The sequence below is a fragment of the Psychrobacter raelei genome (genome assembly GCF_022631235.3).
Lineage (GTDB): Bacteria > Pseudomonadota > Gammaproteobacteria > Pseudomonadales > Moraxellaceae > Psychrobacter > Psychrobacter raelei.
Genome location: NZ_CP093310.2, coordinates 779,753 through 800,028, shown reverse-complemented (window position 1 = coordinate 800,028; position 20,276 = coordinate 779,753). Strand labels below are relative to the sequence as shown.

Annotated in this window: 19 protein-coding genes; 9 read left to right on the top strand and 10 right to left on the bottom strand. The window is 42.8% G+C overall.

What is annotated here, in order from left to right; translation table 11 throughout:
• Positions 1-356: 356 nt before the first annotated feature.
• Positions 357-1,286 carry a bile acid:sodium symporter family protein gene (locus tag MN210_RS03420; protein WP_241879206.1) on the top strand — a complete coding sequence of 310 codons (930 nt, stop codon included), beginning with the start codon at positions 357-359 and terminating at the stop codon, positions 1,284-1,286.
• A 314-nt stretch (positions 1,287-1,600) separates the two neighbouring features.
• Complete coding sequence (locus MN210_RS03415; RefSeq protein WP_338412550.1) at positions 1,601-2,974, top strand: MFS transporter; 1,374 nt, start codon at positions 1,601-1,603, stop codon at positions 2,972-2,974.
• A gap of 115 nt (positions 2,975-3,089) precedes the next feature.
• On the opposite strand, the gene ffh is transcribed toward MN210_RS03415, so the two are convergent.
• Complete coding sequence (gene ffh, locus MN210_RS03410) at positions 3,090-4,637, bottom strand: signal recognition particle protein (RefSeq protein WP_110816199.1); 1,548 nt, start codon at positions 4,635-4,637, stop codon at positions 3,090-3,092.
• Between the two features lie 462 nt (positions 4,638-5,099).
• Between ffh and MN210_RS03405 the strand changes: the two genes are divergently transcribed.
• Positions 5,100-5,891: a cytochrome C assembly family protein gene (locus tag MN210_RS03405; protein WP_110816198.1), complete on the top strand. Its 792-nt coding sequence runs from the start codon at positions 5,100-5,102 to the stop codon at positions 5,889-5,891.
• A 64-nt stretch (positions 5,892-5,955) separates the two neighbouring features.
• Here the strand turns inward: MN210_RS03405 and MN210_RS03400 are convergent, their stop codons facing one another.
• The 3 genes from MN210_RS03400 to MN210_RS03390 all read right to left on the bottom strand — a co-directional run bounded on the left by MN210_RS03400 (position 5,956) and on the right by MN210_RS03390 (position 8,671).
• Positions 5,956-6,468, bottom strand: coding sequence for an IS630 family transposase (locus MN210_RS03400; RefSeq protein ID WP_303623974.1), 513 nt, complete (start codon positions 6,466-6,468; stop codon positions 5,956-5,958).
• A 41-nt stretch (positions 6,469-6,509) separates the two neighbouring features.
• Positions 6,510-7,013, bottom strand: coding sequence for a winged helix-turn-helix domain-containing protein (locus MN210_RS03395; RefSeq protein WP_241878649.1), 504 nt, complete (start codon positions 7,011-7,013; stop codon positions 6,510-6,512).
• Between the two features lie 116 nt (positions 7,014-7,129).
• Entirely contained in the window at positions 7,130-8,671 is a 1,542-nt protein-coding gene (locus MN210_RS03390) for an MFS transporter (RefSeq protein ID WP_227535464.1), read from the bottom strand.
• Positions 8,672-9,151: 480 nt separating this feature from the next.
• Between MN210_RS03390 and rpmB the strand changes: the two genes are divergently transcribed.
• Positions 9,152-9,388, top strand: a complete 237-nt coding sequence (gene rpmB, locus MN210_RS03385) for a 50S ribosomal protein L28 (protein WP_011959870.1) — start codon at positions 9,152-9,154, stop codon at positions 9,386-9,388.
• A 66-nt stretch (positions 9,389-9,454) separates the two neighbouring features.
• The gene (gene rpmG / locus MN210_RS03380) at positions 9,455-9,610 is read left to right on the top strand and encodes a 50S ribosomal protein L33 (protein ID WP_007394061.1); all 156 of its coding nucleotides are present in this window, start codon (positions 9,455-9,457) and stop codon (positions 9,608-9,610) included.
• Between the two features lie 123 nt (positions 9,611-9,733).
• Here the strand turns inward: rpmG and MN210_RS03375 are convergent, their stop codons facing one another.
• From MN210_RS03375 to fghA, 5 genes are all read right to left on the bottom strand, one after another.
• Positions 9,734-10,060 carry a hypothetical protein gene (locus MN210_RS03375; RefSeq protein ID WP_241879200.1) on the bottom strand — a complete coding sequence of 109 codons (327 nt, stop codon included), beginning with the start codon at positions 10,058-10,060 and terminating at the stop codon, positions 9,734-9,736.
• Positions 10,061-10,248: 188 nt separating this feature from the next.
• Complete coding sequence (locus MN210_RS03370) at positions 10,249-10,560, bottom strand: hypothetical protein (protein WP_011959868.1); 312 nt, start codon at positions 10,558-10,560, stop codon at positions 10,249-10,251.
• Between the two features lie 44 nt (positions 10,561-10,604).
• Positions 10,605-10,943: a hypothetical protein gene (locus MN210_RS03365; protein ID WP_110816196.1), complete on the bottom strand. Its 339-nt coding sequence runs from the start codon at positions 10,941-10,943 to the stop codon at positions 10,605-10,607.
• Between the two features lie 69 nt (positions 10,944-11,012).
• Complete coding sequence (gene rpe / locus MN210_RS03360) at positions 11,013-11,723, bottom strand: ribulose-phosphate 3-epimerase (RefSeq protein ID WP_110816195.1); 711 nt, start codon at positions 11,721-11,723, stop codon at positions 11,013-11,015.
• A gap of 79 nt (positions 11,724-11,802) precedes the next feature.
• A complete protein-coding gene (gene fghA, locus MN210_RS03355; RefSeq protein WP_338412549.1) occupies positions 11,803-12,657 on the bottom strand; it encodes an S-formylglutathione hydrolase in 855 nt (284 codons plus the stop codon).
• Positions 12,658-13,082: 425 nt separating this feature from the next.
• On the opposite strand from fghA, the gene MN210_RS03350 reads away from it, so the two are divergent.
• Positions 13,083-14,720 carry a purine-cytosine permease family protein gene (locus MN210_RS03350; RefSeq protein ID WP_338412548.1) on the top strand — a complete coding sequence of 546 codons (1,638 nt, stop codon included), beginning with the start codon at positions 13,083-13,085 and terminating at the stop codon, positions 14,718-14,720.
• Between the two features lie 263 nt (positions 14,721-14,983).
• On the opposite strand, the gene MN210_RS03345 is transcribed toward MN210_RS03350, so the two are convergent.
• Positions 14,984-16,183: an IS256 family transposase gene (locus tag MN210_RS03345; RefSeq protein ID WP_241879195.1), complete on the bottom strand. Its 1,200-nt coding sequence runs from the start codon at positions 16,181-16,183 to the stop codon at positions 14,984-14,986.
• 144 nt (positions 16,184-16,327) lie between these two features.
• Here MN210_RS03345 and MN210_RS03340 point away from each other — a divergent pair, with 144 nt between their 5' ends.
• From MN210_RS03340 to ureC, 3 genes are all read left to right on the top strand, one after another.
• Positions 16,328-17,371: an urease accessory protein UreD gene (locus MN210_RS03340; RefSeq protein ID WP_288776214.1), complete on the top strand. Its 1,044-nt coding sequence runs from the start codon at positions 16,328-16,330 to the stop codon at positions 17,369-17,371.
• A 205-nt stretch (positions 17,372-17,576) separates the two neighbouring features.
• Positions 17,577-17,879 (top strand): urease subunit gamma, encoded by a 303-nt coding sequence (ureA, locus tag MN210_RS03335; RefSeq protein ID WP_007394072.1) that lies wholly within the window; start codon positions 17,577-17,579, stop codon positions 17,877-17,879.
• A gap of 116 nt (positions 17,880-17,995) precedes the next feature.
• A complete protein-coding gene (gene ureC, locus MN210_RS03320) occupies positions 17,996-20,221 on the top strand; it encodes an urease subunit alpha (protein WP_425605631.1) in 2,226 nt (741 codons plus the stop codon).
• Positions 20,222-20,276: the final 55 nt, after the last annotated feature.

Here is a 20,276-nt window from a genome sequence, read left to right as displayed (position 1 = left end):
ATTTAAAAACAACACCTGATATAAATCATCAATAGAATCGTATTTATCAAACTGCCCTTTATTCACAGTACGAATAATGGTTTTCGTTCATTCCGTAATACTATATGTAATTTAACGTTGGGTCTCGTACCTCGACACCAACCTACTCTTTTTAAAGCCGCAAACCCCGCCTTAGGTGAGTTTTAGCCCTAACAATAGCGGATAGCAGGACGAACCACCGAAAATCTTTTCACACCTATCAACTCAAACCAACCACCAACTTATTTCTCACTTCCACAAAAAATACTTTTATAACTCCTGATCAAAAAGCATGGTAATTTAAATATCACCCTTGTTTATGAGTCAGGAGTCATATCGTGCAAGCAATCGCCAAAGCCTCGCAGTGGATAGGCAAAACCTTTGCAATTTGGGCGCTACTCAGCGCCGTGCTGGGCTTTATTTTCCCAGAGTTTTTTGCCTCTTTTGCTAAATTTATTGTGCCTATCTTGGGCATTATTATGTTTGGCATGGGCACCACATTAAGAACAGAAGATTTTGCTGAAATTATCAGACGACCTAAAGTAGTTTTGGTAGGGCTCTTAGCTCAATTCACCTTAATGCCTTTGATTGCTTACACCCTGACTATGATGTTTAAATTAGATCCCATGATTGCTGTTGGCGTGATATTGGTAGGTTGTTGTCCAGGCGGCACATCTAGCAATGTCATTACCTTTTTAGCCAAAGGGGATGTGGCACTGAGTGTATCTATCACTTCAATATCTACTCTTCTCGCTCCAATAATGACGCCTATACTACTTAAAATATTTGCAGGTCAACTGATTGAAATTGAACTTGCCAGCATGATGCTATCCATTTTTAAGATGGTCATCTTGCCTATCTTATTAGGCTTGGCATTTCACAAAGTATTGGGCACTAAAGTACAAATCGCCAATGACATCTTACCGATGGTATCTGTAATCGGTATCGCCATCATCATTGCTGCTGTCGTTGCCGTTTCTCGTGACACTATTTTAACCAGTGGCATCTTGGTGTTTATCGTCGTCGCTTTGCACAACTGCATTGGTTATTTGCTCGGCTACCTATTGGCAAGACTCAGTGGCTTTACTGAGCCGCAGCGCCGTGCAATTATGATTGAAGTAGGTATGCAAAATTCAGGGCTTGGTGCAGCGCTTGCAGCCACTTATTTTAACCCTGCAGCGAGCCTGCCAAGTGCGATATTTAGTGTGTGGCACAATTTCAGTGGTGCACTGGTAGCGAACTTCTTTGTACGTAAAGATAAAGTATAGTCGATACAGCAGTAATATCTTGAACTCTTCATATTCTCTAAAAAAAAGACACTAAGCCAAGCGCAGTGTCTTTTTTATGCCTGGAAATCGAGAGTTAGTTCAGTTCAGTTCATTTTTTTATATTATTTAAGCCAATCTAATCTATTTATTACTAGTATTTTTAGCGTTATCCCTAATAGTGGTGCACTCAAAATCAGTATTTTAAGATTGACCCTTATATTATTGTTTAAAGTAACTATACATTACAGTGTAATTATGAGTATAATTTATATAGTTTCATTGTAAAAGGCATTAAAAATTTATTTCAAGATTCATTGGAGAATATTATTCGTACTAGAGATGCGGCATTAAATAAAGGAGATATCGCTGAGCTTCTTTGTGACGACAGTAAGGTAGCTCGTAATCAAATAATCTTTATTTGCTTAAGTTATGCCCTTGCCGCATTTGATTTTATTATCTATCTTAAATTAGCACCAACCATCGGCACCGTATTTTTTCCTGCCACAGATAGCGCACTCTTAATTCAATTAAAGCTGATTGGACTTGTCAGTGTTGGCTTTTTATCACGCCCGCTTGGTGCCTTATTGATAGGTCGATATGGTGATAAACGAGGCCGAAAGCCAGCATTAATGCTCAGTGTGTCTTTTTTATCAATAACAACTTTTCTGGTCGCTTTTTTACCCACTTATGCACAGATCGGGGTTGTAGCACCGATTTTATTTCTGGTTATTCGCATACTACAAGGTATAGCTTTTGGAGCCCATGCCCCACTTAGCTGGGTGTTTATCGCTGAGCATGCTCCAAAAGATCGCCTGGTAACTTACTGTAGCCTAGCCGTAGCAGGGGGTATCTTTGGCTCTATGTTGGCGGTTACTTGTGCAAAAGTACTGACAGGAACACTAGATTCTGGGGCGATGCTCAGCTATGGTTGGCGTATACCGGCCCTGATAGGCGGCCTATTTGGTGGTTTGTCTTTTCTAATATGGCCTCATGTAAAAGAGACCCCTATTTTTACCAATGCTAACCATAATCAGAGCGCCAATCCATCTACCTTAGAGACCCAGCCTTTCGTTACGCGCTCATCAGCTTTGATGCTATCCATTGTTTTATCCTTTGTTCGCGCCAGTTTAATCATGGTCATCATGCTGTTACTGCCCAAACTTATAGCGCTTAAGTTCTACAACGATCCCTCTTTCTTAATTAATGCAAGCTTAGTGGCCTTGGTGATGCAAATATTGGGCTGTGTCATTTATGGCATCTTGGCCGATAAAATGGGGACGGGTAAAGTTTTCATGTTGGGATCGATGGCCTTAATTGTGCAGATTTGGGTGCTTTATGCCTATTTATCTAATGGACATGAGCTTTACATACTGCCGATGTATGGCTTATTAGGATTTTGTACAGGTATGATTGGGCTGTGTACTGCGATTTTCGTTCAGGTATTCCCAACTGAGGTACGCCTGACCGCAGTTTCGGTTGTTTATAATGTGATATCAGCGCTATTAGGCGCTGTGTTGCCTTTCTTGTTGTTTTATGCCACTCGGCGTATTGGTGTTGCACCGGCTCTATATCTGACGTTCATTGGTATGATCTCTTTTATCGTTGGCTTCCATCTTTACCACCGTGAGACTTTTGGCGAGCTGTATACTGGTAGCAGCAATACTAAGAAGTATAGCTTGAAGCGGTAGGTTATCACTGAGTGTGCCGCATTGATTGAGCCAGAACTCATCTTCTTAAGAAAAGGCCAGATCGATTGATCTGGCCTTAATGCAGATTAAGCAAGTTAAAAGTATTTTTACTGACTTAAAAGCGTTTTTTAAAATCAGGAGGCAGCTGTTGTTCTAAGTCTTTCAGTTGACGCTCCATATCTTCTTTGCTTGGCATATTATTCGGATCTAGGCCAAAGGGTGGCATGCCGCCTGCACCTTGAGTAGGTTTACCACTTGTGTTACCACCCCCAAATAAGGGACCGCCTGCACCTTGAGCACCGCCGCCGCCCATACCGGTTAAGCCTTGAACCGCTTTCATCATTTTGGTTAGGCCTTCAGGTTTTGACAGCATCTTCATCATTTTTGCCATTTGTTTGTGCTGCTTAAGCAAACGGTTGATGTCCTGGATTTGTTTGCCAGAGCCCGCTGCAATACGGCGCTTACGGCTTGGGTTAATCTTATCAGGATTTTTGCGCTCATAAGGGGTCATAGAGTTAATCAGCGCTTCCATCTCTTTTACTTTTTCTTCTGGCTTAGCTTCCTCTAGCGCCTCTTTGATACCTGCTCCGCTCATGCCTGGCATCTTATCTAAGAAGCCACTCATACCGCCCATATTCTTCATCTGTTGGAACTGAGTCAATAAATCCTCAAGGTCAAACTCACCGCCCTTTTGGATTTTTTTGGCCATTTTTTCGGCTTTGTCACGGTCGATTTTTTGCTCAACTTCTTCAACCAAGCTTAGAACATCACCCATGCCCAAGATACGCTGAGCGATACGCTCAGGGTGGAAAGCTTCTAGGGCATCGAGTTTTTCACCGCGGCCCAAGAATTTAATGGGCTTGTCAGTAATGGCGCGCACAGATAAGGCCGCACCGCCGCGGGCATCACCATCAGTCTTGGTTAAGATAACACCAGTGAGCGGCAGTGCATCATTAAAGGCTTTGGCAGTATTGGCCGCATCTTGACCGGTCATTGAGTCAACAACGAACAGAGTTTCAGAAGGATTGGCCGCTGCTGTCAATGCTTTAATCTCATCCATCATATCTTCATCGATATGCAAGCGACCTGCGGTATCGATAATTAGGATGTCTTGATACTGCAGCTTGGCCTCTTCGATGGCACGCTTAGCGATATCAATGGGGTTCTCATCACTGCTTGAGTTTACAAACTTAGCGTTTACCTGAGCGGCCACTTGCTCTAGCTGCTTAATGGCTGCCGGACGATAAACGTCGGCTGAGACCAGCATTACTTTTTTCTTATGACGCTCTTGTAAGTACTTAGCAAGCTTACCTGCTGTGGTGGTTTTACCGGCACCTTGCAGACCAGCCAGTAAGTAGACGACAGGCGGCTTACCGGTCATCTCTAGCTGCTGATTGGCACTGCCCATCATTTCCGTTAATTCATCATAGACAATCTTGACGAAAGCTTGACCTGGGGCCAATTCCTTTAACACCTCTTGACCCAGCGCTTGCTCTTTTACGCGCTTAACGAAGTCACGGGTGATAGGTAGAGCGACATCGGCCTCAAGCAGCGCCATACGCACTTCACGCAGCGTGTCTTTAATATTGTCTTCGGTCAGCTGTCCTGAGCCTGAAATCTTACGCAGGCTGCCAGAGAGTCTTTCGGTTAAGGTATCAAACATAGGGTTTTCTCGATAAATTGTTAATAAAGTTTAAGGCTGTAAAATAAGAATTAATCAAATCAGGTCATGCTCAATTGGGGCAGTGCTTAATAAGTAAGACTTTAATTGGGATAACACTTTATTTATAAGGGTGATTGGTTTTGCTCGCGCCTTTTAAACCCATCATTGGCAAACGCATTACTGGCTCTATTGATTTATTGGTTTAAAACCCACTATTTCAAGGCAGCAGCTTACTGAAATGGCTAATTTTAGCAAAAGCAAAAGTTTAACTGTATAGCAATCGCAAATAAGAGTCATTCTATGCTAAATTAGCGTATCATTAAGTCAGAGGGCTGCGTCAGTGCTTGTTAAGCCAAAATGTACAGGCCATTATTTAAGACCCGCCACAGAATAACATATATAGTATATCAAACATTCTACGACCTAATTTGTTAACTCGATTTATTTGGGGACCAAAACACCGTGTTGCTTGCCTACCTCATCGCACTTATCGTCTATCTTATTGTAAGCTTTCATTTGGCCTGGGCCTTGGTTCGCATCAAGCCCATTGCTAAAGGCTTCACCTTAGGCATGCTTATGGTCGGTCTGGTGGCACATGCCATAAGCTTATACCCCAATATTTTTACCATCTATGGCTTAAATTTTAACCTTTTTAACACCGCAAGCTTAACCAGCTTTTATTTCATGTTGTTTTATGTGCTGTTTTGCTTTTATCGACCCATTTTAAGTTTGGGTGTTTTTGCCACACCCACAGCGATTATTGGCCTAAGCTTGGGATACTTTGGTGTCGCCCCTTATGCGCCACTCACCGACATTACCCCAGGGCTAGAGTCGCATATTATATTGTCAATCGCCGCCTATTGTGTGCTGCTAATGGCTGCCATTCAGGCGCTGATTTTGCGCTTTCAAATCCGAGAGCTTAAGCATAAGACCAAGCAGCGTTTTTGGGTTAATAAACTGCCCTCATTACAAAGCATGGAGTCGCTATTATTTGATATGATTTTGGTGGGCTTTGGTTTATTAACCGCAGCGCTTGCCATCGGCTTTATGTATGTCAGTGACCTTATGGCGCAGCACATTGCGCATAAGACGGTGCTGAGTATTTTATCTTGGCTGTTATTCGGCGGCTTATTAATTGGTCATTGGAAATATGGATGGCGTGGACGCCGAGCAGCCAATATGACCATTATTGCCTTTGTTGTGTTAGCCATTGGGTTTATCGGCAGCAAGTTTGTGCTAGAGATGCTACTTTAGTCTTTCATACCTGTTCACACTGTGGCCTCTATGACGGCATTCAAGTACGCTATTTATACCAATTCTAAAAAATAACACTCAAATCGCACCACTCCCGCTGAGTGATAGACCTAATTAAGTTAGTCTCATTACACAATGCATTCCAAGCGTCACATGCCGCATCGACAATCACATCATAACTCTCAAAACAGCGATTAGATAACCAATGCTGTTTAAGGTACTGCCATACCTGTTCAGCAGGGTTAAGTTCAGGTGAGTAGGGAGGCAATTTAAGCATGGTCACATTATCTTTATCCAAGCTTGGTTGGTGCCATAGCGCCCCATCCATAACCACCACGGCATGCCGACCTTCAGGAACAGCTTTACTAATTTCCTCCATATGCAATCCCATGGCTTGCTTATTCACATAAGGTAGAACAAGTCCAACACTCTCACCTGTCGCCGGATTAAAGGCACCAAACAGATAAGTCGATTCAAACTGCTGTTGCCTGACTATTCGAGGTCTTTGTCCTTTATAGTGCCAAACCCTTGTGATAGAACCTTGTTGTCCAATACGTGTTTCATCCTGAAACCATATATCAACTTGCTTGATATCAACACCATCAGGTAGAACTTGCTTTACCTGCTCAAGGAAGTTTTTTTATATGCCTCCATGACTTTAGGATCTGCCTTAGGATGCTGACTACGCGCAGATATCCAGCTCATACCAATACGTTTCATGAGAGGATAGATCGCTTTAGGGGTATAGTTGGCGTTAAATTGCTCCTTGGCGATTTGTGCGATGTCTTTTGCCGTGAGCCTACCACCACCTCTTTGCTGCTGAGCTTCTACTATCGCTTGTTTGAATGGTTCTATGTCTTTTTCTGCTAAAAGACTCTTTCTGCCTCTGCCAGCTGCGTCATAGACACTAGTGATACCATGCAACCAGTATTTCCTTCTTATGGTATAGACGCTTCTAGGGTTATAGCCAAAGTTCTCTGCGACGGTCGCTATAGGATGACCTTGACTCAGTTGATGCAGCATGAGTAGTCTGATTCGCGCTCTGGCATTGCCTTCTGTTTTAGACAATTGCAGAAAATCGTGGTCTGTGAGTTTATGATTTCTAGGGGTCTTTTTCGGCATATGATTCTATTATGTTGTTGAGTTGGTTGTATTGTACCTTATTTCTTAGAATTGGTATTATTCATGCCTAGTTATTGATTAATGCTAAGTTAAATGCCTTGTCTAAGCCATAAACTTTAATCAGTGGCTGATCTAACAAAGACGCTACGCCAATAAATAATGGGCAACAAACACAGCACACCCACCGCCACACTAAGCACAAAGTGGCCACTATAGCCCAATTGTGCAGCGATAAATCCACTGACTAAGTGACTGACACCGCTAAACACGGTGAGCAGACACACCTGAGTGGTGAAGTCACTGCCCGCCTTCTGGTGACGGGCATAATGCATCACCATAGTCAGCATCGCCACCAGCGCCATTGCCGCAGCCATATGCTCTACAGCATTGGCAGCATAGGTCCACCAAAACGGTATGGATGCACCTGCCCCAACACCTAGCCAATTAGGATGCTCAAAGCCTATTGCCACCAGTACATAAAGCCCTGTAGTCACTACCTGAAATGCATTAAAGCTAAGCAGTGCTGTGTGATGGGCCATACGTTTTAGCAGCCAAGCGGCCAGTGCCGCCCCAAGTAAGGAAGCCCCTGAACCAAGCACACTCACCCACAGCCCTATACTACCAGTGGGTATACCCATATCCACCATCATTGGCTTAACCATACCACTTGAGATACCATCGACTATCTTAAAGCTCAGTAGCACGGTAAGCCAAGCGCGCATTTCACGGTTATGCCAAAAATAACCATAGTTGTCTGTTAAATAATGAGCCACAGAGCGCGCTTTAGGCTCGGCTAGAGTTTCATCAGAGGTGCTAGAAGCTTGCCTCTGATGGCCTATCTGTGACAACATACGATCTGTTTTGGCTTGTGTTTGATGCTGACTAATAGCAATGTGCTTATTCTCAGGGTAGCGCCAAATCGGCAAGGTATTAAGCACAATCAGAGCCGCCATAGCAAAAAAGCTATAACGCCAGGACCAGTTGCCTAGCACCAATAAAAACACCCCGCCACCCAAGATAAGCCCTAAGCGATAACCTATCACTTGCACGGCATTGCCCATGCCTTGGTAAGGGTTATGGGCTGTACTTGTCGCCTCTATCGCTTTATTGTCGCTGCTTTGGCGCACCAATTGACTTAAAGATCGGGTCGCAAGCCCATCGGCTGCCACATCATGGGTGGCACCAATTAAACTCAAAAAAAACAGTAAAGCATATAGAGCCCACAAGGTCTGCGGCGTGCTTAACTGCTGCGGATTAAATAAGCCCACTGCGGCCACTATCATTGCTGACAACAGCTGAAGCGGCAATATCCAGCTGCGTGAGCGTCCCCACTTAGGTGAGAAGTACTGATCAACCACAGGTGCCCACAAAAACTTCAGCGCCCAAGGAGCCAGTAGTAGCCCAGACAAGCCAATCATCTCAAGGGACACGTCATAATCACGCAATATGGCTGGCAAGGCTTGGGTTATAAAGCCCGAAGGTAAGCCTTGGGCGAAATATAAGGTCAATAACACAGTAAGCAGCGTATAAGGCGGACCATCATTTTGTGATTCAGGTGGTCCACTATCTGCTAAATTAAGCGCAGAGCCTGTTGGATCAACATTAGTGTACACGCTTGAATCGGTACTGCTGCTAGAGGATGAAGAAGGGGGCATCATGACGATCTGCCTAATTTTTTATAGCTTTTGCCATAGCGGCTATAGCAACGGGAGGGATATTATCTGCTATAATAGCTTGATTGAACATGGCACTTTTATTTTGCCCACCCATTCATTTTAGCCCAATCTATATTTTAGCTGGCCTTATTTTATAAAAATAGCCAGTTGGCGTATAAATAATATGTGTTTTGGCTTAATGTTTGGAGTGAAGTATGCGATAATGCCGACACAATTAATTTGAAAAAAAACTGATTGTGTGGTATAAATACGCCCTTAAAAATTTTATCCTGGTCACCCACCTTTCGTTGTGGCGATAAAAGGGTACGACCACCATCTTTCTGTTAACATTTTATTCAAGTTGCAGTCCTCTGTGTCCATAGCCGCATTGTGATTCGTTATCTTGAGTAGGTAGAGCCCCTCTCTTATTGGGCATGATTGACATGCCATAGTGATGCTTTACAACTTTATTAGGAGTCCGTCATGTCTCGAGTATGTCAAGTGACAGGAAAGCGCCCTCAAGTGGGTAACAATGTTTCGCATGCGCATAACAAAACCCGCCGTCGCTTTTTGCCAAATCTACACAACCATCGTTTTTGGGTAGAATCTGAAAACCGTTTTGTTCGTCTTCGTGTTTCTACTAAAGGTATGCGTATCATCGATAAGCACGGTATTGATAAAGTACTTGCTGATTTACGTGCCAAGGGTGAAAAAGTTTAGTCTTTTAAATGACTAACGAGATGGCTTTTTTAGCCCTCTTACTTTACAAATTTATAGGAATGCATCATGAGAGACAAGATTAAGTTAGTATCTACTGCTGGTACCGGTTACTTCTACACCACTACCAAAAACAAACGTACTATGCCTGGCAAAATGGAGATCAAAAAGTTTGATCCTAAAGTACGCCAGCACGTTATTTTCAAAGAAGCTAAAATCAAATAATTTTTTGACTATTTGATACAGCAAAAAAGAGGGGGTTATCTTAGATAACCCCCTCTTTTTTTGGTTCATCAGTTATCACTTTAAAAGCTGTATCAAATTAGACAAATATAAAATAGGCAAATCTTAGCTGTAGTGTTTAGGCTCTTCATCATAGACGTTGGCATGCCACTGACTGACCTGCTTTTGCATCACAGCCTGAATGGCAGCATGAATCATCTTATGACCAATAAACTGCCCTTCACCCTCTAGCATTTCTTTTACTTTGTCAGAAAATGCGATAGTGACCAAAGGATCCTCAGCGTCTGCAGAATCACGTAGGACGATTTGACCCTTCTCGTTTTCCACCAACTCTAAGATGGTCTCTTGAGCAAATCCTCTACGGGTGCTACGTTTGCCTGTCTCAGCGTCAATTTCAACTTCTAAGTTGTCTTTTTCAAAATCAAATACCATGCCCTATCTCCCTCTTATAGCATATGTGTATCTATTAACAATGGACGCTAATGGAACAAATTTCAAGGGGTATTTGTTGCAACATATCACTCATAAGCTAGGTTTGAGCACTCATCAGCCATACTCTAACAGCCTAAGATCGCCATTATTCAGCCGACTATAGGCCGGTATAATATGCAGCAGATAAGCTATCGCCAATAACGCAGCTTGGCCAAATAGAACAAAAAAGATACAAACATACCTAAGTAATAGGCATTTTTTAGCTCAAAACTTGGATCGCGGTATTTAAAAGGCAGGGCAACCACTGCTGTGGCAGTGGGGAAAATAATTAACATTACCAGCCAGTTCTCAAACACCGCAAGCCAGCCCTGCCAGCCTGGTGCATGGCGCAGACCCGATAATCCTAGCAGCATACAGCCTATAATCAGGGCTTTAATAAGCCCCTTAGGAATGGTTTCTGGATAAGGGTAATAAAATGAATTGCGATCAAAAATTGACAAGAGGATTCCTTTATTAACGCCAGTTTTGTTAGAGGGGGATTTGATTAGCTATAAGTGCCCATCAACCATAGTAAAGTGACACAAGAGATTAGCCAACCTAAGGTTAATGCATTGCGTCTTTGAATGTGCATCCCCTTGACTTTATTCATAATCAATGACCCCACCCAAAAGCCTAGCGGAATTACCAGAACAAAAGTGGGCACCAATAGGGCGGCGTGGCGCAAGATTTCGCCTATGGGGTCACCCACTAAGGCTCGAAATACATAGCCTGATACGCTCAAAATCAACGAAAAAACTGCCAGCCCTATGGTAAATCCCTTAGGCACCAAGCCGGGCGAGGTCTGCTGCGTTGCCACTTTATCTATCAACTCATTATTTGTCATCTTATCTGTCCTCGCTTATGACCCATTTACCAAAGATTAAATCAAATCCTTGAGCTAATTTGATAAAAACTAGGCTTGATGGGCACCCACTAGACTTAGCTCATGGCGCATCTCATCAATGGCCTGTTTATAGTCTGGCTGATTAAAAATGGCTGAGCCTGCCACAAACATATCAGCGCCCGCTTCAGCAATGGCTCTAATGTTATTGGCTTTTACGCCGCCATCTACTTCTAGACGAATGTCGCGACCGCTGGCATCGATACGCTGACGCACTTGTTTGATCTTGTCTAACGTACCGTCAATAAAAGACTGACCACCAAAACCTGGGTTGACGCTCATCAATAAGATTTGATCCACTTTATCCATCACATAATCTAGATAATGCAGCGGCGTGGCCGGGTTTAATACCAAACCACATTTTGCACCGCCATCTTTGATCATTTGTAATGAGCGGTCGATGTGATTGCTTGCTTCAGGGTGGAAGGTGATGATACTGGCACCCGCCTCTAAGAACTGCTCAATCATACTGTCAACCGGTGATACCATTAAATGCACATCGATGGGCGCGTCGATGCCGTAATCACGCAGTGCTTTACAAATCATGCTGCCGAAGGTGAGGTTTGGCACATAATGATTGTCCATCACATCAAAGTGAATCACATCGGCCCCAGCTTGCAATACCGTCTCTACCTCTTCACCCAAGCGGGCAAAATCTGCAGAAAGAATGGAGGGGGCTATTAGATACTCACGTGGGGTAGCTGCTGATTGGGTGCTGCTCATACTGTTTCTCTAAGAATTGGAGGAGAATAAAAGAAATGTCGCTGGGCTTAATGGCCATTAAACCCAGCTATTATACCAATTATATGGCAGTTAATGCGGCGTTATAATGATGTTCAATGTGGTCATTAATGATGCTTTGGATAAAATAGTAGCTGTGGTCAAAGCCGGCATGGTAGCGCAAGGTCAATGGCTGCTCAACCTGCTGACACACTTTTTGCAAAGCCTCTGGGCGCAAGTAGCCATCTACATAGAAGTCATCTGCTGCGCCTTGATCAACTAAAATAAACGGATACTGTTTGCCTGCTTTTTCAACGATATTTACCGCATCAAACTGTGCCCATGTCTGCTCTGACTCAGCACCAAAGTACTCGCTAAAGGCGGCGCGCCCCCAATCAGACTCACTGGCAACACAAACAGGCGCTATGGCAGACACACTGATGAACTTGCTGGGGTATTTAAAGCCAAACATCAGCGCGCCATGCCCACCCATAGAGTGACCGGTGATACCCACACTGCTAATAGCAAACTGGCTACGAATCAGCTCATAAAACTCGTCAATAATATAACTGTGCATATTAAAATGCTTCGACCACTTATCTTCAGTCGCATTCACATAATAGCTTGCCCCCTGACCGACAAAATAGCGCTCATCATTGGGCACAGATTCGCCTTTAGGTGAAGTGTCTGGCGCTATAAAGATCATGCCAAGCTCGCTACATTTTTGTTGAAAGTGTGCTTTATGAGTGACGTTGTCTGGGCTACAGGTCAAGCCGGATAAGTACAATAACGCCGGGCAAGTTTGGCCGGCCAATGCCTCATCGGGCAAATAAATACTAAAGCTCATCTCTGTATTGGTCACAGAGGATTGATGCGAGTAATAACGCTGCTCACCATTAAAACAACGGTTTTTAGTTTGTAATGTTAACGCTGACATATGAAACATCCTTTTTTAAACAAGATGACTTATAAATAGTACAGGTTTATAGAACACCTTTTAAACCCGATGATTTGACTTGGCGTGGGCCAAAATGAGAATGAACTTTTTATTTATCAATTTATATAGTGATTCTAACATAGCACTCTACTTTTAAAAGTAAGCCCTCGTAAAGGTATAGGTTTCCTTAATTGTATCCGCAGTATGGCGATATATCGTCCACTATGGCGCATTCGTGCCTTAATTAGGTGCAAATAATAGCGATTGTCTTATTTTTAACGTGGTACAAAATTTGCAACTTTTTTAATAAGTTAACCCGTTAACCCTTTGTTTTTATTCTTAAACCTAGCCAATCTTAAAGCCAACATATTCGTTAGTTTCTCTAGGTTTAAGTTATCATTCAATCGAGCCATAAGGTGTGTACTATGAACCCTAAAGATACCGCTCCAATTATTAATGACGCGCCATTAAACCCAGCTGAACCTGCGAATTCTGCCGTTAACGAAACCTTAGAAGATTATACTTTACGTTATGCCCCACATAGCTTTCGTAAATGGACCCCTGGTGTGGTGGCCATTACCGCACTTGGCGGCATCGCTTATTTGGCTGACTTTTCCATTGGTGCTAGTATTGGCTTGGCCTATGGTACAACCAATGCAGTTGTGGCCATTCTGTTGGCCGCAGTGGTTATCTTTTTAACCGGTATTCCGGTCTCTTACTATGCGGCTCGCTATAATATTGACTTGGACTTAATCTCGCGAGGTGCAGGTTTTGGCTACTATGGAACAGTAATCACCAGTATCATTTTTGCCAGTTTTACCTTTATTTTCTTCGCATTAGAAGGCGCTATTATGGCGCAAGGTCTTAAAATGGGGCTCGGGGTACCATTATGGTTAGGATATCTTCTATCTAGTGTCATGGTAATCCCTCTGGTTGTCTTTGGTATGAAGGCACTTAGTAAATTACAAGTCTGGACGACCCCACTATGGCTATTTCTAATGGTCGGCCCCGTAGCCTACTTAGTATTCCAAAACCCAAGTATGGTCAATGACTGGGCCGCATTCTCCGGTAATGGCGACTATACAGGTCTCGATATGTCTGCGGTTATGCTAGGTGCAGGCGTCTGTTTGGCACTGATTATGCAAATTGGTGAGCAGATTGACTATCTACGTTTCATGCCTGCTAAGACGAAGGAAAACAAAGTGTCTTGGTGGGTTGCCATGCTGTCAGCAGGACCAGGTTGGGTGGTGTTAGGCGCCATCAAACAAATTACAGGTGCTTTCTTGGCCTTCTATTTAATGGCCAATATGCTACCCGACAATGTCATTACTGAGCCGGTACAGCAGTTTACATCAGTATTCCAAAATATCATTCCTGGTGGATTTGCCATTGCTTTGGCCGTTATTTTAGTGGTTATTTCACAAATTAAAATCAACGTTACCAATGCTTACTCTGGGTCATTGTCTTGGACCAGTGCCTATGCTCGAGTAACCAAACACTATCCAGGTCGCATTATCTTCGTTATTTTCAACGTGTCTATCGCCTTGTTATTAATGGAAATGGATATGTTCTCAGCTCTAGGTAAAATCCTAGGCTTCTATTCTAACTTCGCGATTGCTTGGATTGTGGTGGTCTCAACTGATATTGCGATCAATAAGTATGTACTTGGACTGTCTCCGAAAGAGCCTGAATTCCGCCGCGGTATGTTATATGATTTTAACCCAGTTGGTTTGGTGGCATTTGGTGTAGCAGCAGGCCTATCTATCTTGGCATTCTTTGGGGTTCTAGGCGATTTCCTAGCACCATACTCTCCTATTATCGCTTTGGTAGTCGGCTTTGTACTGACCCCTTTAATGGCTATTATTACTAAAGGTAAATACTATCTAAAACAAAATGACGATGGCATTGAAGAATCACGTTTCGATATGGAAGGTACACCAGTGGCTACTTTGTATCATTGCGTAGAATGTGAACAGCAATATGAACGCCCTGATGTATTACATTCAACTCAACACAATGGCATCGTTTGCTCACTTTGCAAAACGTTGGAAAAAAGCGCTTAAATAAAGTTTAAAGACAGCAAGTGTTAATCATTAAAATAAGTCAATGAAAACAAATAAATATCTATTATGCTTGCTCACAATAGGTATTTATTTGTTTGCACTAAAAAAATATTTAGATTAATGGGCAGACAATTGACTAAGAAACATATAGTTGTCTATAAGCAGTTGACCACAAGTTAATCAATACCTGAAACCTAGTAACAAGATTAATTAACAAAACAAAAAATATAAACGAGGGCGTTCAAAACTCTGTGTCAACTAAATTAAAGACGCATCACCGAATCTAATCGACCAGGGAAATAGATAGACAGCTGCATCATCGTCTGTCCCCAATTACGAATCGGCATCGTCCACTTGGCACTGGCATTTAACATACCAACATACAACAATTTGAGCAAGCTGGTTTCATTCGGGAAAGCGCCTTTGGTTTTAGTAAGTTTACGAAACTGACGATGTACCGCTTCCACCGCATTGGTGGTATAAATAGGCTTTCTGACTGCTTCAGGATACTTAAAATAGGCAGATAGTAAATGCCACTTGTCCCGCCAAGACTTAATCACCGCCGGATACTGATCGCCCCAAACAGCCTCTAAATCATCAAGAGCCAGTTCAGCTGACTCCTTATTAACTGCCTTATAAACAGGCTTTAAATCGCGCATAAAGGCTTTTTGATCACGACTAGCTACATAACGGATACTATTACGGATTTGGTGAATCACACACAGCTGTACTTCTGTATTGGGGAAAATGGCATTGATGGCTTCAGGAAAACCCTTTAGGCCATCCACACAAGCGATGAGAATATCTTGTACGCCACGATTGTGTAAATCTGTGAGCACAGATAGCCAGTAGTTTGCCCCTTCGCTTTCAGAGCAATACAGACCAATGAGTTCTTTTTTGCCTTCGGTATTAAGTGCTAATAGCGTGTAAATGGCTTTGCTGACATAGCGTCCTTCGTCTTTGACCTTGTAGTAAATCGCATCAAGCCAGACAAACGGATAAACGCTGTCGAGTGGACGAGATTGCCATGCTTTAAGCTGCGGTATCAGCTCATCAGTGATGCTACTGATGGTCGCCTCTGAGACCTCAAGTTGGTATATCTCAGCAATGTGGTGGCGTATGTCACGGTAACTCATGCCATGAGAAAATAGCGATAGGATGCGGCTATCGATCTCAGCGGTGAGTTTAGTTTGATGTTTCTTGACCAACACAGGCTCATATTCACCGTTACGATCTCGTGGCGTTTCAAGCTCGAAGCTGCCCGCCGCTGATTTGACGGTCTTTTTGCTGTAACCGTTACGACGGTTGCTTGTAGAACTTTGTTCAAGGTGGCTTTGTATTTCGGCATTTAAGGCAGCTTCGGTGAGCTGTTTGATGAGTGGGGCAAGTACCCCGTCACTGCCTGTGATAGGTTTACCTGCTTGAATGCCTTTTAAGGCTTCGTTAAAGTCAAAGTTTTGCATGGTGTCATTCCTTGTTTTTTACATAGTTTAGGGGAATGACACAGAATTTTGAACACTACCATATAAACTGTCTCACCCTATTATGTAACTCATCTATAATGACACTCCCTACCATAAAGATTATCTTCTTTTAGGAACTTTACTTTGACTTGGCAATCCTCATTAGAACTTAGCTTTGACTATCGTGTCAGTTCCCAAAAAACTCGGTTATGCCACCGCTTACATGAAGGCGCATTAATGGTACAACGCCCCTTGTACCCTGAACCTGAAAAGACAGATATTGAATGCCCCTCCCCTGATCAAACCTCTTCCTTAAATCCCCATCAGACAATCTACACATCACCTAAAAAACGAATATCCCAATCCGGCATTTGCCACATTTATGTGCTATATCCTCCCGCAGGAATCGCTGATGGTGATAAATTGGCCATGACTTTCGATTTGAAACCTTATAGTTATGCCGTTATTACCACCCCAGGGGCAGGTAAATGGTATGGACAACGTGAATCACTAAGATCTACTAACTCACCACAATCTCAGTTACAAAGTCAACAATCCCTCTCTAACCCTATCAAATCCAAGCCGAAAGCAGAACAAAACATCCGAGTACAACTGGCTGATAATGCTACTCTAGAATGGCTACCTCAAGAAAGTATTTACTTTGATTATTCGGTGTCAAATGCCTGTAGCCATTTTGATTTAGCGCCCACAGCCAGTTTAATGACTTGGGATATCGCTGTTTTTGGTCGCCAAGCTTATAACGAGACCTTTGCTAATGGTCAATATAACAATCGTTTGCAAATATGGAGAGACGGCCAGCTATTAGTTAGCGAACATACCCAACAAGTTGCAAATTCTCGTTGGTTTCAGTCACCGCTTGGACTAAACAAACAACATGTGCATGGATCATTTTGGGCAGTACCTAGCGTAGATGTATTAGATAGCGAGGCACAAAGTAACCCTTTGAAGTTGGGACAGTTTTTAGATGAGACCATCACTGAATTACGTGAGTTAATAGATCAACATAATTTGCCTATTGAAAGTACTCATAACTATCAAGCGATTAACTGCCGATATATAGGCGGAGATGTACGGGCTTGTTTTGAAGCATTTTATGAGGTTCGTGAACTATTGAGAGAAAAATGGTATCAATTGCAGCCTCATCGCCCAAGAATTTGGGACACTTAGTTGGCCTTTAATTCACCTAATCTTTAACTAACCTCTGTTTGCTTTAAAGCTCTTTCTTCAACGACTTAATACTTTTTAAAGTGACACAGTTTTTAAAAATTAAAAATTCGTCTACTTAATTATAAGTTTCTTATACAGGTTTTTTGGTCCATAGATATGAGTTTCTTATATAACTTTACCAACTTATAAATAGTAAGGATATTCCATGCAATTAAACCCGACTGAAAAAGATAAATTAATGCTATTTACTGCTGGCATGGTTGCAGAACGCCGTAAAAATCGTGGGGTTAAACTTAATTACCCTGAGTCTATCGCCTATATCAGCATGCTACTTATGGAAGGCGCTCGTGACGGTAAAAGCGTGGCGCAGCTAATGAGTGAAGGCACAACCTATCTTACTGCTGATGATGTAATGGAAGGTGTTCCAGATATGATACAGGACGTACAAATTGAAGCTACTTTTCCTGATGGGACTAAGCTTGTAACCGTGCACAATCCCATAGTATAGCGGGTCTATTGTGTCATTAATTCTATTTTCTGATATCAAAGACCTAAAGTTGTAGCAGCATATTAATCTCATTCCAGACCCCTAAAGACTGCATAAAATAAAAACTAAGGAACACTATGAAAGCAGGCGAATATAAAATAAAAGCCGGAGAAATGACTTTAAACGCAGGCCGCAGCGTGCAAACCATAGAAGTTGTCAATACGGGTGACCGTCCTATTCAAATAGGATCTCACTATCATTTTTATGAAGTTAACGATGCATTAAGCTTTGATAGAGAAGCAACCAGGGGCTATCGTTTAAATATATTATCGGGTACTGCTGTAAGGTTTGAGCCAGGTCAGGCTCGTGAAGTTGAATTAGTCGCTATCGCCGGTAAAAGAGAAGTTTATGGCTTTGCAGGACGTGTTATGGGGCCTGTAGACATTAAGAGAACGGGAAGTACCTCCCAAAAACTTATCGACCGCCGTATCCATGCTGAGCATTTTGGCCCTACAACGGGAGATAAAGTAAGACTAGCCGATACCAACCTTTGGCTTGAAGTTGAATACGATTTAACCAGTCAGATTGATCATGATATCGATACTGATAAAACTCATTCATTAGACTCCAATGTTGACTCTATCTTAATTAGTGGTAGTGAAGACGATAGTTTGAAATCCTCAGAATCTAACCTCCAGTCTTTCGCTAATGTCAGTATCGGTGAAGAGGTCAAATTTGGGGGCGGTAAGGTTATCCGTGATGGCATGGGACAGTCGCAACTGTTAGCTAATGAGGTGGCAGATACGATTATTACTAATGCACTTATTGTTGATTATACGGGTATCTATAAAGCTGATGTTGCTATTAAAGACGGACGTATCAGAGGCATTGGTAAGGCGGGAAATCCAGATATCCAACCCGGAGTTACCCTACCAATTGGTGCTGCGACTGAAATTATAGCCGGTGAAGGTAAAATCTTGACCGCTGGCGGTATCGATACCCATATTCATTTTATTGCACCTCAACAGTGTGAGACTGCCCTAATGTCAGGGGTCACCACTATGTTTGGTGGTGGTACAGGACCCGCTCAAGGTACCTTAGCCACTACCTGTACGCCAGGGCCTTATCATATTCAAAGTATGTTAAAAGCGACCGATAGTCTACCGATGAATATTGGACTCTTGGGCAAAGGAAATGTCAGCTTACCGCAACCAATTGTTGAACAAATAGAAGCAGGTGCCATCGGCTTAAAGCTTCATGAAGACTGGGGTACGACGCCACAAGCCATTGATAACTGCTTAAGCATAGCCGATGACTATGATGTACAAGTTGCCATTCATACTGATACCTTAAACGAAAGCGGCTATTTAGAAAGTACATTGGGCGCTTTTAAAGAACGCTGTATCCATACTTTCCATACTGAAGGCGCAGGTGGTGGTCATGCACCCGACATCTTAAAAGCCATTGGTCAATCGCACGTTCTACCCTCCTCTACCAACCCTACGCGGCCCTTTACGGTGAATACCATCGATGAGCATCTTGATATGCTGATGGTCTGTCATCATCTGAGTCCTGCCATTGCTGAAGATGTGTCTTTTGCTGAAAGTCGTATTCGTAAAGAGACCATTGCTGCCGAAGATATTTTGCACGACACAGGCGCTATCTCCATGATGAGTAGTGACTCGCAGGCAATGGGACGTGTGGGAGAAGTCATTATTCGTACTTGGCAGACCGCCAATAAGATGAAAGCTCAGCGCGGTCATCTTATGCCAGATACATCTGCTAAAGACGAGCAAGATGCCGGTCATCTTAAACTTAGCGAAACTGATTTTGATCAAGATAATGATAACTTCCGAATCAAAAGATATATTGCTAAATACACGATTAACCCTGCTATTACTCATGGTATCAGCGATATTGTTGGCTCAATCGAAATTGGAAAGTGGGCTGACTTAATTTTATGGTCCCCTGCTTTCTTTGGCGTTAAACCAGACTGTATCCTCAAAGGCGGGCTTATTGCAGCGGCGCCAATGGGGGACATAAATGGCTCTATCCCTACGCCTCAGCCAGTTCATTACCGCAGCATGTTTGCTAGCTCACCAAAAGCAGTCGCCCAAACTTGTATTACCTTTTTATCTCAATCTGCTATAGATAAAGGCGTCGCAGAACAGTTAGAACTTCATAAAATGATTCAGCCTGTACACAATATTCGAAAATTACGTAAAAGCGACATGAAATTAAACAGCCATTGTCCAAAAATGGAAATTAATCCTGAAACTTATGAAGTTCATGCAGACGGCGAACTGTTAACGTGTGAACCATCGGACCAGTTGCCTATGGCTCAGCGCTACTTTCTCTTCTAGTCATAAGCATTTTTAATCTTGTTCAATCAATAACTTGTAGACCGTGATCTACAAG